Consider the following 13,069-nt stretch of genomic DNA (forward strand, 5'->3'; position numbering starts at 1 on the left):
TGCCCGGGTGACAAGCGAACACCTGTCCAGGATCAACGCCTTCATGGCGGCCTTCGCCCGCCGCCAGGCCGCCCGTACCGTCCGGCTGCCCGGCGGGTTCGCCGCCTACGACGACGCCTTCGCGCACTCCCGCGGGAACAACCAGGTCGTCATCGAGGGGGCGGTCAACCCCGAGGCGCTGCCCGCGCTCGCGGAGGAGGCCCTCGGCCACCTGCCGCACCGCCTGGTCAGCGTCCTCGACGACGAGACCGCGCGGGCGTGCGCCGGACCGCTGGTCCGTGCCGGCTACACCCACTCCGCCTATCTGGTGATGCTCCACACCGGACCGGTGCCGGCCCGCGCGGACGCGCAGGAGGTCGGCCTCGACGCGCTGCGGGGCCCGCTCACCACCCGCTGGCGCGGCATACTCCCGGACGTCGACGACGAGGTCGTGCGCCATCTCGTCGACCGGCGCGAGGCCCGCCTGCGCGGCGCCGACGACGTCCGCTTCATCGGTTCCCGCGCGCCGGACGGCGAGGTCGCCTCCTGGGCCGACCTCTACCTCGACCCGGACGCGGGCACGGCCCAGATCGAGGACCTGATGACCTCGCAGGCGCACTTCCGGCGCGGGCACGCCGACGCCGTCGTGGCTACCGCCCTGAGCCTGGCTGCGGAAGCGGGCTGCGAGACCCGCTTCCTGACCGCCGACGCGGCGGACTGGCCGCGCCACTGGTACGAGCGGCGCGGCTTCCGCGTCATCGGCCACTCGCACGCCTTCGAACGGGAATGACCGGGCACGGGCGGCCGCCCGTGAGCGGTCAGATGCCGCGGCGCACCCTGGCGGCGCGGCGCGCCTCGGCCTGCTGACGGGCCTCCAGCGTCTTGCGGGACTCCTTGCCCTTCCCCGTCCGGCCGGGCCGCGTACCGATGCCGCGGAAGCCGAGTTCCGTCCCCGACGGCCTGCCCTTGGCGTCGGTCGGCGCGGAGCCGGACAGCGGCACGCCGGAAGGCGCCTTCGCGCCGGTGATCCGGCTGAGCGCCGCCTCGCCGGACCGCACCTGCGTGATCGTCGGCCGGATCCGGGCGTCGGACAGCAGCCGCGTCATGTCCCGGCGCTGGTTCGGGGTGACGAGCGTGACGACCCGGCCGGACTCGCCCGCGCGGGCGGTCCGGCCGCCGCGGTGCAGGTAGTCCTTGTGGTCGGCCGGCGGGTCGACGTTGACGACGAGGTCGAGGTCGTCGATGTGGATGCCGCGCGCGGCGACGTTCGTCGCGACCAGCACGGTGACGGCCCCGGACTTGAACTGGGCCAGGGTGCGGGTGCGCTGCGGCTGCGACTTTCCGCTGTGCAGCCCCTCCGCCCGTACGCCCATCGCGCGCAGGTGCTTCACGAACTGGTCGACGCCGTGCTTGGTGTCGAGGAACATCAGCACCCGGTTGTCGCGGGCCGCGATCTCGGTCGCCGCCGAGACCTTGTCGGCCGCGTGGATGTGCAGGACGTGGTGGTCCATCGTCGTCACGGCGCCCGCCTGCGGGTCGACGGACGAGGAGACCGGGTCCTTGAGGTACTGGCGCACCAGCTGGTCGACGTTGCGGTCCAGGGTCGCGGAGAAGAGCATCTTCTGGCCGGCGTGGTGCACCTGGTCCAGGATCTCCGTGACCTGCGGCATGAACCCCATGTCGCACATCTGGTCGGCCTCGTCGAGCACGGTGATCCGTACCCGCTCCAGGTGTACGTCGCGCCGTCCGACCAGGTCGCTGAGGCGCCCCGGGGTGGCCACGACGACCTCGGCGCCGGTCCGCAGGGCGCTCACCTGCCGGCCGATGGACAGCCCGCCGACCACCGTGGCCATGCGCAGCCGCAGGGCCGCCGCGTACGGCTCCAGCGCCTCGGTCACCTGCTGCGCCAGCTCGCGCGTCGGGACGAGGACCAGGGCCAGCGGGCGCTTCGGATCGGCCTGTTGTCCGGCCGTGCGCGCCAGCAGGGCCAGGCCGAAGGCCAGGGTCTTGCCGGAGCCGGTCCGCCCGCGCCCCAGCACGTCGCGCCCGGCGAGGGCGTTCGGGAGGGTCGCGGCCTGGATCGGGAACGGCTGCGTCACCGACTGGGCGGCCATGGTCTCCGCCAGCTCCACGGGCAGGTCGAGCTCCGAGAACGACTCCACCGGCGCCAGCGCGGGCGCCTTCGGCTCGGGCATCGCGAACTCACCCTGCGGCCCGAGGCTCCGGGGGGCCTTGGCGGCGGTCCGGGAACCGGCCTTGGCGCCGCCCTTCACACCGAAGCGGCCATGAGCTGACGGGTTCCTCATGCAGGACCTTTCGAAGCAAGGGGAGAAGAAGAAAAGAAGATGGTCAACCGCCCATGGTACCAGCGGGGGGCATGGCCTCGGGGGCGTCCAGTTCGCCCGAGCGGACCTGGGCGCAGTGGGCCCGGACCTCGGCCGCGGCGCGCTCGAAGAAGTCGGCGATCACGGCGGTCTCGTCCACGGTGTAGTCGGCGAACAGCGCGCCGAGCCGGTCGTAGAACGGCTGGTAGACGGCGAAGACCCGGGCCGCCGCGGCGGGCTCGGGCACGACCCGCACCCGGCGCCGGTCGGCCGGGTCGGGCCGGCGGCGCGCGTAGCCGGCCTTCTCGAGGCGGTTGAGCACGCCGGTGACGGCACCGGTGGTGAGGTCCACCAGCTCGGCCAGGTCGCCGGCGGCCAGGGGGTTCTCCCCGGCGCCCAGGATGTGCCCGAGGCAGGTCAGGTCGGTGACGTTGAGCCCGAGCCGCTGCGCCACCTCCTGCTGCCCGACGATGCCCAGGGCGACGAACTGGTCCATGCGCGAAAGCGCCTCCGCGGCCGTCGCCGCGGGGCGGGGCTTGCCCTGCACGCACATTCTCCTTAGTATCTAAGTTACTTAGCTGCTGAGATACTTACCTTGCGAAATAAGCATCTCCTTGTCCTGAGCCTACTGCCGCCCCTTCGACCTGGGAGAACCATGAGCGCGCACGGTCACGTCGATCTCGGCCACACGGTGGCCGGCTGGACCGGAACCACGCTGGCCCTGCTGGGCTTCGCCGGAGCGGGCGCCGCCGTCTGCGCGGCCTGGCCGCCCGGGATCCTGATCGGCCTCGCCGTCGTCGCCCTGGCCGGGGTCGTCACCTGGCTGCTGCACCTGGCCGGGTGGGGCAAGCCGAGCGGCCCCCGCCCGGAAGCCGAGTGGGACTGGCGCGTCCGGGACACCGCAGCGCACGCCGGGCACGCCGACTGCCTGGGCTGCCGGGCCGGCGGACCCCGCCGGGCCGTCGCTGCCGCCCGTCCCCGCCCCGCCGTGCCGCTGCCCGCCGTCGGCGAGGGCGCGTGAACCCGTGCGGGGCGGGCCGGATCCCTCGTACCACGGACAAGGCGACAACAAGTTCGAATGCGCGACGCGCCCCGGTTGGCCGCGTCCGGCGTGTGCTCCGGGTGACTGTTGGGCAGGATCGAGACGGCCGCGCGTGCGGCCCGCAGTGGACCGTTGTGAAGGATCAGCAAGATGGCAACAGGTGTCGTGAAGTGGTTCAACTCGGAGAAGGGGTTCGGCTTCATCCAGCAGGACGACGGCGGTCCTGATGTGTTCGTGCACTTCTCCGCGATTCAGACCCAGGGGTTCAAGTCGCTGGAGGAGAACGCGCGGGTCGACTACACCGTCACCCAGGGGCCGAAGGGTCCCCAGGCCGAGAACGTGGTCCCCATCGGGTAGCCACCACGAGCCGCGTGCCGTGAACGAAGCCCCGCCGGTCCTCCGGCGGGGCTTCTCGGCGTACCGGGGCCCGGCCTCAGGCCGCGGGAGCCCGGTGCAGGGCCAGGAGCAGCTGCCACAGGTGGTCCGCCAGGGCCGTCGGATCCGCCGGGACCTCCCCGTGCAGCCAGTCCGCGAGGACCCCGGTGAAGGCCGCCGCGACCGCCGAGGCGACGAGTTCGGGCCGGGGCGCGCCCACCGCCGCGCGCTCGGCGCGGGCGCGGGCGCGCAGCTCCCGGTGCAGCCGGTCGCCGAGGGGGCCGCCGCCGCCCGGGAGGAGCAGGGTGCGGTAGAGCGGGGCGCGGGCCGCCGCCTGCGCCAGGAACCCGGCCAGCGCGGCCGGGGGCCTGGCCGGGGGGAGCGGCGAAGGGCCGGTCTGCCAGGCGTGCAGGGCGTCGACCGCCGCGTGCACGACGTCCGCGCACGCGTCGACGGCGAGCGCGGTCAGGTCCTCGTAGTGCAGGTAGAAGGTGGCCCGCCCGACACCGGCCCGCCGGACCACCGCCGAGACGCTGACCTCCGCGAGCGTCCGCCCGGCGCACTCGGCCAGCAGGCTCTCGCGCAGCCGCCCCTTCGTCCGGGCGGTGCGCGGATCCTCCGGACTCATGCGGCCAGTAGCGCCGCACCGAGCGCGAGGGCGCCCGGTACGGCCTGGACGAAGAGGATCCGGCGGTTCGCGGTCGCCGCCCCGAACACGCCGGCCACGATCACGCAGGCGAGGAAGAAGACCTGCGTGGCGAGCGAGTCGATGACCAGCGCCCAGACCAGGCCGGCGGCGAGGAAGCCGTTGTACAGGCCCTGGTTGGCGGCGAGCGGCGCGGTCAGCCGGGCGGTGTCCGCGTCGAAGCCGTGCAGCGCCCGGCCCGGCGGCCGCTGCCACAGGAACATCTCCAGGACCAGGAAGTACGCGTGCAGCGCGGCCACGAGGCCGATCAGGATCTGAGCGACCGTCTGCATGGCCGCCTCCACTTCTGGGAGCAGGAACGGGGGATGGGGCAACTTCCTGGACAACTGTACAGGAAGTCCGCTGCCCGACCCCGACCCCGACCCCGACCCCGACCCCGACCCCGACCCCGACCCCGACCTCGGTCCCGGTCCCGACTCCGCTCGGAGCGGTCAGCGGCGCACCCGATAGCGCAGGTGAAGGACCCGGTCGCCCTGAACCACCTCGTCGGGCCCCTCCAGCAGGTGCTGCGCGCGGACCGACCCGAAGTAGCGCCTGCCGGAACCGAAGACGACGGGTACGACGTCCATGCGCACCTCGTCGACCAGGCCCGCGGCGAGCACCTGGCCGCCGACGTCGCCGGCGGCGACCTCGACCAGGCGGTCGCCCGCGAGCTCCTGTGCCCGCGCCACGGCTGCCTCGACGCCGTCGACGAAGTGGAACGGCGCCGCGCTGTCCCAGCCCGCCGGCTCCGGCCGGTGGGTCACGACGACCACGTGGTCGATCCCGCCCGGCGGCTTCCCGTCCCAGCCGTCCGTCATGTCGAAGACGCGTCGGCCGACGATCGTCGCCCCGATCCGGTCCCAGTACGGGCGGGTGTAGTCGTAGGACGTCCGCGACACCTTCAGCCCGCCGCTCCCGTCCAGCGGCACGTCACCGCCGGACAACCAGTCGAAGAGCGGTCCGGGGTCGTCGTTCTCGTCCGCGACGAAGCCGTCCACCGACACCGAGCTGTACATGACCACCTTGCCCACGGGGCTCTCCTCAGCTTTGGGGCGCCCCAAATTAGCCGAAGGATCCGGCCGGGCCGATCGCGAACACCCCGGTCAGAGGTGGGTGTCGAGGAACGCCCGGAACTCCTCGACGCCCATCGGGCCCGCCTGGCTCGCGACCGCCGCGCCCTCCTCGATGAGGACGACGGTCGGGGCGCCGGTCACCCCGTAGCGCTTCGTCGGCCCGGGGCAGCGGGTCATGTCGGTGCGGACGGCCGTCAACCGCGTCCCGTACTCCCGCACCAGCTCGCCGACGACCGCGTCCATCGCCCGGCAGGCCTCCACCGCCTTGGGCCAGGTGCCGCAGAAATAGGCCAGGACGGGTCCCTTCGCCATCGACAGGACGAAGTCGAACTCCGCGTCCTCCTGTGGCCGGTGCACCCCGTGTGCCATACGTGTCGCTCCTCGCTCGTGCGCCCCTCCGCCGGGAGCGCGGCCCCCATCATCGCCGTCGGCCCGGCGGGCGGCCGCCGGGCCGTTGTCAGTGCCGGCTGTGAAGCTGATCGACATGGACGACAGGATGCTCCGGCGCCGGGTCTACGGCGCCGACCACGAGGACCCCGACCCCGGCCCGCGCCCCGGCCACGCCTACGGCGAGCTGGTCGGCGGCCCGCTCGACGGGCTCCTCCTGGACATCACGGGCTGGAGCGCGCCCCAGCTCGACGAGGAGGCCCGCCTCCCCACCGAGATAGGGCGCTACGGGGCGGGCGGCCGCGCCCACTACCGCCGCCGCGCGGGAGATCCGGGCCACTGGGACTGGACGGGCGACAGCCGCTGACCCGCGGCCCGCCCCTCGCCGGCCGGCCGCTGACAGGCCGCCGACCGGCTCCGCCGGGCGCCCGCCCGCGCCCTCCGGTGGCCGCCGAGAGAAATTCCTCGAAGTATTTCCCGGGAGCTGTCGATCCGGGCGCCTCCCGTTCGACGCAAGGGTGAGAGGCGGGGAAAGGACCCCGCCCCCGCGACCGAGGAGTCACCATGCCGCGCTTCCTGACGATGATCCGCATCAACGAGCAGGACCTTCCCCCCAACGAGTTCCCGCCCGAGTTCGAGCAGCGCATGGGCGCCCTGCTGGAGGAGATCACCAAGGCCGGCGTCATGCTCGACACCGCGGGACTGCTCCCCACCTCCGAGGCGACCCGCCTCAGCTGGTCCGGCGGGAAGATCAGCTACACCGACGGCCCCTTCACCGAGACCAAGGAGGTCGTCGGCGGGTACTCCCTCAGCCAGTGCAAGGACAAGGCCGAGGCCATCGAGTGGACCCGGCGGTTCCTGGAGATCCACCCGGCGGAATGGAACGTCAGCGCCGAGGTCCGGGAGATCCAGGAGATGTGACCGGGGGAACGCCCCCGCCGCTCGTGCCGCGTTTGCCCTGCCTCGTCACGGCTGCTCTGATGGGTGGCCGTGACGGCAGTGGATGCGGCCCGGGCGGTCGAAGCGGTGTTCAGGATCGAGTCGGCGCGCATCATCGCCGGCGTCACCCGCATCGTGCGGGACGTCGGCATCGCCGAGGAGATCGCACAGGACGCCCTCGTCACCGCACTGGAGCAATGGCCGCAGTCGGGTGTCCCGGACCGGCCGGGCGCCTGGCTGATGGCGACCGCCAAACACCGCGCGATCGACCTGGTCCGCCGCAAGGAGACCTACGCGCGCAAGCTCGCCGAGGTCGGCCGCACGCTGGAGGACGAGCCGCCGCCCGCCGAACCGGCCGAACCCGACGACATCGACGACGACCTGCTGCGCCTGGTCTTCACCGCCTGCCACCCCGTCCTCGCCACCGAGGCCCGCATCGCGCTCACCCTGCGCCTGATCGGCGGACTGACGACCCAGGAGATCGCCCGCGCCTTCCTCGCCCCCGAGAGCACCGTCGCCCAGCGCATCGTGCGCGCCAAGCGCACCCTGGCCAAGGCCGCGGTGCCCTTCGAGGTCCCGTACGGGGCCGACCGCGACGCACGGCTCTCGTCGGTCCTGGAGGTCATCTACCTGGTCTTCAACGAGGGCTACTCGGCCACCTCCGGCGACGACCTGGTCCGGCCCGCCCTCTGTGAGGACGCCCTTCGCCTGGCCCGCGTCCTGGCGGCCCTCATGCCCGAGGAGGGCGAGGTGCACGGTCTCGCCGCGCTGCTGGAGTTCCAGGCGTCGCGGATCGCCACCCGCACCGGCCCCGACGGCGAACCGGTCCTGCTCGCCGACCAGAACCGGGCCAGGTGGAACCGCCTGCTCATCGCCAGGGGAGCCCGTGCGATGGGCCGCGCCGGCAGCGGCCCGTACTCCCTCCAGGCCGCGATCGCCGGCTGCCACGCGGCCGCCGTCCGCTACGAGGACACCGACTGGGCCAGGATCGCGACCCTCTACGGACGGCTGGTCCAGCTGACCCCCTCGCCGGTCGTGGAACTCAACCGGGCGGTGGCGGTCTCGATGGCCGACGGACCGGCGGCCGCCCTGCCGCTCGTCGACGCCCTGGCCCGGGAACCGGCCCTGAGCGCCTACCACTTGCTGCCGAGCGTACGGGGCGACCTGCTGGAACGCCTCGGCCGGCCGGGCGAGGCCCGGGCCGAGTTCGAACGCGCGGCCTCACTCACCCGCAACGAGCAGGAACGCGCCCTGCTGCTGCGGCGCGCCGGCCGCCTCTGATCCGCGGACGCGGCCGCGGGCCCGGTTCAGCCGCGGCGCGCGAACGCGGCCACGTCCAGCGGGGTCGTCCCCGCCGGCCGACGCTGCGGGGTCAGGGCGACGGGCCGGCGGAAACCGCCGCTGCGGGCGACCTCCTGGACCGTCTGGCGCAGCGCCTCCTGGAAGTCGCGCATGGTCCGCCGGGCCGCCGGGGTGTCGACGTAGATGGAGTTCATGTGCAGGCCGTCGGTGTCGCGCTGGAACCACGAGCAGGCGCCGTTGGCCCGGGCCGACCACACGTGGGTGGTGGGCCTCCAGTCGTCGTGGCGTTCGGCGCCCGGGCACTTGCGCATGTCGATGTACGAGAAGAAGTTCACCGGGTACGGCCAGGAGCGGGCGGCGAACTCCTCCGGCGCCAGCAGCGCCCACGCCCGCACGAACGGAACGTCGAGATGCGTCATCATCTCGGTGAAACCGTCCCGGACGGAGGCCATCAGCTGGGCGAAGTCCCGGCCGGGCGAGGCGTCGAACTCGATCGGCAGCGTGTTGACGAACCAGCCCACCGAGTTCGTCCAGGTGCTCCGGCCGCGCTCGCTGACCGGCATGAAGCCCCGGTAGACGCCCGGCCCGCCGGCCTCGCGCAGACACACGGCCACCGAGCCGAGCACGCCCATGAACGGCTTGCCGCCGACCGCCAGGCACGTCTTCTCGAAGACCTCCGCCTCACCGGCGTCCAGCAGCATCGACGCCTCGTTGACGATGGGGTACATCCGCCCCGGTTCCACGCCGAGATCGAGGGGGAAGCGCGGGAAGAACTCGCCCTCCGGCCCCATGAAGGACTTCCAGTAGTCCAGCCGGCCGTCGTCGGCGTCGATGGACAGGAAGCGCCGGCGCTGCTCCTCGGCGAAGTCCAGATAGCTGGGCGCGGGCGGCAGTTCGGCGGCCTCGCCCCGGCACAGGGCCTCGTACGCGGTCAGCACCTCGCGGGCGACGATGGGCATCGACATGCCGTCGCAGACGATGTGGTCGAACGCCAGGTAGACGGTCGCCGAGTCCTCGCGCACCACCGCGCCCATGATGAACAGCGGCCAGGACAGGGTGTCGATGCTCCGCTTGAAGCGCTCGACGAGGAAGTCGTTCAGCACCCCGGCGTCGTCGAAGGTGCCCACGGGTTCGGGGTCGAGAGTGAGCGTGGCGGGGGCGAACGGCTCGCAGGCCACCTCACCGGCCAGCCGACGGAACGCGCAGCGCAGGACCTCGTGCCGCTGGACGAAGGAGAGCAGCGCCCGGCCCAGGGCGGGTTCGTCCAGCGGGCCGGTCACCTCGAAGGTGACCGCGACCCAGGACGCGACGGGGTCGTCGGCGGCCCGGCTCTCCTCGGCGACGGTGAAGTGCTTGTCCTGGTTGAAGGACGCCTTCCGGCTCGCCGGGTCACCCGGCCCGTCGGCCTCCGCCGCGCTGGACCTGAGCCGCCACTCGACCACCCTGCCGGGTGCCACGTGGTGCATCTCCAGAGGAAACTGCCGCATACCGCCATCCCTTCGCCCCCGAGTCAACCCCCAGGCCCTAACGACCCCCGGCCCGGGGAGGTGACGGAATCACTCCTGCGGGGCGGGCGGCGGCGCGGCGGAGGCCTGCCGCCTGCGGAGGGCGTCCTCGAAAAGGGTCCAGCCGTCGATCTCCGTGCCGGAGGGTCCGTCGGGACGCCACCCGCAGGCCAGGGCCTCCTCCATCAGGGCCCGGACGGTCGGGACCGCCCGGTCGGCTGTGCGAATGGCGCGCCGACCGTGTGCAGGTGTTTCCGTCGACGACGAAACGCCGCGCCTTGTTCGGATTGCGTGGCATGCGCGGCTCCTTCCTGGGGTGTCCGGGTTCCGGGGGGTGCCCCTATGTTTTTGGTCAAGGTGGTCGGGTGGCAGTGTGTCTGTCATGAGTGATGAGGTGGCTGTTCGAGAGTCGGTGGGTGAGGGCGTGCGTCCGTGTGACTTCTGTGGTCATCCGGTCGTGATCGACTCGGTCGATGAGCGTGACTGCCCAGTGTGCGGCGAGGCTGAGGGTCAGCCGGCTGTGGCTGGCCGGGAGTCGTAGAAGGTGCCGTCGCGGAGCATGGCGAAGAGGACGTCGGCCCGGCGTCTGGCGAGGCAGAGCAGGGCCTGGGTGTGGTGCTTCCCTTGGGCGATCTTCTTGTCGTAGTAGGTCCGGGAGGCCGGGTCGGTCAGGGAGGCGAACGCGGCGAGGTAGAAGGCTCGTTTGAGCTGCTTGTTTCCCCTGCGGGAGGGCTGTTCGCCGCGGATAGACGATCCTGAGCTGCGGGTCGCTGGGGCGAGGCCGGCGTAGGCGGCGAGGTGGCCGGCGGTGGGAAAGGTGCTGCCGTCGCCGACCTCGATCAGGATGCGGGCTCCGGTCCTGACGCCGACTCCCGGCATCGAGGTCAGGACCTTCGAAAGAGGGTGGGCCTCCAGCAGTTCTTCGATCCGCCCGGCCAGCAGTTTCCGCTGGTCAAGCACGGCGGCCAGGGATTTGGCCAGGCTCGGGACGATCAGTGCGGCCGCCTCGGTGCCCGGAACGGTGACGGTTTGCTCGTCCAGGGCGGCGAAGATGTCCTCGACCAGCCGCTCGGCCATCCTCGGGGCCTTCGGCCGTAACAAGGTGACCAGGCGGCGCCGGCCTGCCTTGCGGATCTGGTCCGGTGACCCGAACCGCTCCAGCAGCGTGAGGACGGCCGGGTGCTGCAACCGGGGCCCCAGGACCCGTTCCAGCGACGGGTGGATCTGGGTCAGCAGGCCGTGCAGTCGGTTCGCGACCCGGGTGGCCTCGCCGGCCAGGTCGTCATCGAAGCCGACGATCATCTCCAGCTCGGCGATCGTCTCGTCCTCGCCGTCGATCGCCCGCAGCGTGTGCGGCATCGCCCGGGACGCGTCCGCGATGATGAACGCGTCCCTCGCGTCGGTCTTGGCCTCGCCGGGATAGAGATCGGCGATCCGCCGCATCGTCAGCCCCGGCAGGTAGGCAACCAGGCAGCCCATGTCCCTCGCGACCGCCAGCGGCAGGGCTCCGATCGAGGCCGGCTGGTCGACCACGACCAGCACCGTTCCGTGCTTGGCCTGGAGCTTCGCGAACAGCTCGCGGAGCTTGGGTTCGGTGTTGGGCAGGCGCTTGTCGAACGCCTTCTTCCCGGCCGGGGTGACGGCGGTGGCGTGGTGTTCGCCCTTGCCGACGTCCAGGCCGAGGAAGACGTCGATGGTGCTGGTGTCGATCACGTGCAGAGCCCCTCCATCACGCTTTCGTCCGGCCTTGCCACGGCATCGAGCTGCCACACCCACGTTACGGAGAGCTCTTCCGGCTCGGGTGAAGCCGGTGCTCAAGCCCCTCATCAGCGGTCCGTCGATGCCTCCGGGCCCGGTGACACCACCCCCCGGATCATCAACCGCAACAAGGGGGGGAAGTCATGCCGGACCCAAAGGTCGGTAGCCCCATTGCGGAGCCACGAAGACGGTAACGGGGGGGGCAGCGTACGGAGCCCCGGACGCCGGCCGCATCCGCAATTGCCCCGGCCCGGCCGGCCGTCACGGCACCCGCCGCGCCATCACCTCGGCAGGCAGCGAGGGGTTGCCGGCCGCGGCCTCCACCACCTCCGCGTCCGCATCGTCGAGGAGCCCGACGACGACGGCCGCCGGGAGCGCAGGGTGCGCGGCGGCGCGCACCCGCGCCTTCGTGTCGGACAGGCAGGGCAGCAGCGACTCGGCGGTCGCGTTCGGGTGCGAGGCGATCTCCCGCAACGCCCGCCGCACCGGCGGCTCGTGGCGGGCCAGTTCCACCAGCAGGTCGCCGGGCGCGCCCGGGTTGGCCGCGACCCGGGCGTGGACCTGCTCGCCGTGCAGCGCGACCATGGCCCGCAGCCGCTCCGGCGACAGCCCCGGGTGCGGGGCCACTGCCTTGGCCACCGAGGCGTCCCGATCGGCGGCGAGCCGGTCGCGCAACTCCGGCGGCAGATCGGGACGGTGCGCCACGAGCATCCGTACGCGCCCGTTCGCCGACGCGGCACCCTCCGCGAGTTCCTCCGGGCCGGCGGCGGCGATCCCCGGCAGCGGATGCGGGCCCAGGCGCGTCGTGGGGGTCAACTGCTCCAGGACGTCGAACGGCACCCGGGGATGCTGCGCCACGGCCCGGCGTACCTCCACGTCGGGATCGGCGGCCAGTACGCGGCTCACATCCGGGCCGGTCCCCGGGTTGCGCGCGATCGCGGCCCGCACCCCGGGCACGGGGTCGGCGGCGAGCCGGGCGTAGACCTCCGCCGGCAGACCGGGGTGCTCGGCGACGGCCCGGCGCAGCCACACGGCGGAATCCTCCGCGAAGGCCGCCACAGCCTCCGGGGGAGCGGCCGGATTGGCCAGGGCCCGCGCCCGCGTGCCGTGGACGGTCGAGCGGTGCGTCCCGTCGCACGCCGCGCCGGCCGGCAGGACGCAGTCGAGGTCCTGGCAGTGGGGGTCGTGGGCGAAGGGGGTCTCCCGGCTGTCGCACACCAGGCAGGAGAGGGCGGGCGGCAGACCGACCCCGGTGAGCAGAGCCGCCAGCGCGGCGGGCGGCACGGCCTCGTTGTCGGCGACCGACAACCTGACCTCGGCGTGCGGGTGGCGCGCGAGACGGGCCGCCACCGGGGCGGACGTCGTCCACCACGCCAACTCGGCGGCCACTTCGGGGTCCGGATCGGCGGCCAGGGCGTCCTCGACGTCCGCCGGCAGGCCGGGGCAGGAGGCGAGCTGCCGGCGCAGCGACGGGTCGGGGTCGGCGGCGAACCGGCGGGCCCACTCCGGCAGGCCCCGGCCCTCGTCGAGGAGTGCCAGGGCCGCGAGCGGCCACACGGCCGGGTCGACGTCGCAGGCTTCGAGGTGCCCGTCGCGGACGAGACGTACGGGAGTGTCCTCGTCGAGTGCGGCCAGGGCCGCCACCTGGGCGGGGCCGAGGTCGGTGCGTTCGGACAGGTGCCACACCAGCACGTCGC

At 73.1% G+C, this 13,069-nt stretch carries 16 protein-coding genes; 6 read left to right on the top strand and 10 right to left on the bottom strand.

Annotation, left to right across the window (positions count from 1 at the left end; all coding sequences use genetic code 11):
• Positions 1 to 43 precede the first annotated feature (43 nt).
• The gene (locus tag AB0O53_RS18465) at positions 44 to 769 is read left to right on the top strand and encodes a GNAT family N-acetyltransferase (RefSeq protein WP_403138320.1); all 726 of its coding nucleotides are present in this window, start codon (positions 44 to 46) and stop codon (positions 767 to 769) included.
• 28 nt (positions 770 to 797) lie between these two features.
• Here the strand turns inward: AB0O53_RS18465 and AB0O53_RS18470 are convergent, their stop codons facing one another.
• Together AB0O53_RS18470 and AB0O53_RS18475 are read right to left on the bottom strand one after the other, a co-directional pair.
• Positions 798 to 2,285, bottom strand: coding sequence for a DEAD/DEAH box helicase (locus AB0O53_RS18470; RefSeq protein ID WP_403138078.1), 1,488 nt, complete (start codon positions 2,283 to 2,285; stop codon positions 798 to 800).
• 43 nt (positions 2,286 to 2,328) lie between these two features.
• The gene (locus AB0O53_RS18475; RefSeq protein ID WP_365196728.1) at positions 2,329 to 2,850 is read right to left on the bottom strand and encodes a MarR family winged helix-turn-helix transcriptional regulator; all 522 of its coding nucleotides are present in this window, start codon (positions 2,848 to 2,850) and stop codon (positions 2,329 to 2,331) included.
• Positions 2,851 to 2,958: 108 nt separating this feature from the next.
• On the opposite strand from AB0O53_RS18475, the gene AB0O53_RS18480 reads away from it, so the two are divergent.
• A complete protein-coding gene (locus AB0O53_RS18480; RefSeq protein ID WP_365196731.1) occupies positions 2,959 to 3,324 on the top strand; it encodes an HGxxPAAW family protein in 366 nt (121 codons plus the stop codon).
• 171 nt (positions 3,325 to 3,495) lie between these two features.
• Positions 3,496 to 3,702: a cold-shock protein gene (locus AB0O53_RS18485; RefSeq protein WP_030848526.1), complete on the top strand. Its 207-nt coding sequence runs from the start codon at positions 3,496 to 3,498 to the stop codon at positions 3,700 to 3,702.
• 76 nt (positions 3,703 to 3,778) lie between these two features.
• On the opposite strand, the gene AB0O53_RS18490 is transcribed toward AB0O53_RS18485, so the two are convergent.
• From AB0O53_RS18490 to AB0O53_RS18505, 4 genes are all read right to left on the bottom strand, one after another.
• Entirely contained in the window at positions 3,779 to 4,348 is a 570-nt protein-coding gene (locus AB0O53_RS18490) for a TetR/AcrR family transcriptional regulator (RefSeq protein ID WP_350993545.1), read from the bottom strand.
• A complete protein-coding gene (locus AB0O53_RS18495) occupies positions 4,345 to 4,698 on the bottom strand; it encodes a DUF1304 domain-containing protein (protein WP_350993543.1) in 354 nt (117 codons plus the stop codon). The genes AB0O53_RS18490 and AB0O53_RS18495 overlap by 4 nt, the downstream gene beginning before the upstream one ends.
• A 159-nt stretch (positions 4,699 to 4,857) precedes the next feature.
• Complete coding sequence (locus AB0O53_RS18500; RefSeq protein ID WP_350993541.1) at positions 4,858 to 5,439, bottom strand: dihydrofolate reductase family protein; 582 nt, start codon at positions 5,437 to 5,439, stop codon at positions 4,858 to 4,860.
• 72 nt (positions 5,440 to 5,511) lie between these two features.
• Positions 5,512 to 5,850 carry a thioredoxin family protein gene (locus AB0O53_RS18505; protein WP_350993539.1) on the bottom strand — a complete coding sequence of 113 codons (339 nt, stop codon included), beginning with the start codon at positions 5,848 to 5,850 and terminating at the stop codon, positions 5,512 to 5,514.
• Positions 5,851 to 5,965: 115 nt separating this feature from the next.
• Here AB0O53_RS18505 and AB0O53_RS18510 point away from each other — a divergent pair, with 115 nt between their 5' ends.
• The 3 genes from AB0O53_RS18510 to AB0O53_RS18520 all read left to right on the top strand — a co-directional run bounded on the left by AB0O53_RS18510 (position 5,966) and on the right by AB0O53_RS18520 (position 8,088).
• Complete coding sequence (locus tag AB0O53_RS18510; RefSeq protein WP_350993763.1) at positions 5,966 to 6,235, top strand: hypothetical protein; 270 nt, start codon at positions 5,966 to 5,968, stop codon at positions 6,233 to 6,235.
• A gap of 197 nt (positions 6,236 to 6,432) precedes the next feature.
• Positions 6,433 to 6,789 (top strand): YciI family protein, encoded by a 357-nt coding sequence (locus tag AB0O53_RS18515; protein ID WP_030654218.1) that lies wholly within the window; start codon positions 6,433 to 6,435, stop codon positions 6,787 to 6,789.
• Positions 6,790 to 6,867: 78 nt separating this feature from the next.
• Positions 6,868 to 8,088 carry an RNA polymerase sigma factor gene (locus tag AB0O53_RS18520; protein WP_359116066.1) on the top strand — a complete coding sequence of 407 codons (1,221 nt, stop codon included), beginning with the start codon at positions 6,868 to 6,870 and terminating at the stop codon, positions 8,086 to 8,088.
• A gap of 26 nt (positions 8,089 to 8,114) precedes the next feature.
• On the opposite strand, the gene AB0O53_RS18525 is transcribed toward AB0O53_RS18520, so the two are convergent.
• From AB0O53_RS18525 to AB0O53_RS18540, 4 genes are all read right to left on the bottom strand, one after another.
• Positions 8,115 to 9,596 (bottom strand): condensation domain-containing protein, encoded by a 1,482-nt coding sequence (locus tag AB0O53_RS18525; protein WP_350993537.1) that lies wholly within the window; start codon positions 9,594 to 9,596, stop codon positions 8,115 to 8,117.
• A gap of 69 nt (positions 9,597 to 9,665) precedes the next feature.
• Positions 9,666 to 9,800: a hypothetical protein gene (locus tag AB0O53_RS18530; protein ID WP_365196736.1), complete on the bottom strand. Its 135-nt coding sequence runs from the start codon at positions 9,798 to 9,800 to the stop codon at positions 9,666 to 9,668.
• A 324-nt stretch (positions 9,801 to 10,124) separates the two neighbouring features.
• Positions 10,125 to 11,327, bottom strand: a complete 1,203-nt coding sequence (locus AB0O53_RS18535) for an IS110 family RNA-guided transposase (RefSeq protein ID WP_365196739.1) — start codon at positions 11,325 to 11,327, stop codon at positions 10,125 to 10,127.
• A gap of 306 nt (positions 11,328 to 11,633) precedes the next feature.
• On the bottom strand, positions 11,634 to 13,064 hold the full coding sequence (locus AB0O53_RS18540) for a hypothetical protein (RefSeq protein WP_365196741.1): 1,431 nt from the start codon (positions 13,062 to 13,064) through the stop codon (positions 11,634 to 11,636).
• Positions 13,065 to 13,069: the final 5 nt, after the last annotated feature.

The sequence above is a fragment of the Streptomyces erythrochromogenes genome (assembly GCF_040684695.1).
Lineage (GTDB): Bacteria > Actinomycetota > Actinomycetes > Streptomycetales > Streptomycetaceae > Streptomyces > Streptomyces erythrochromogenes_C.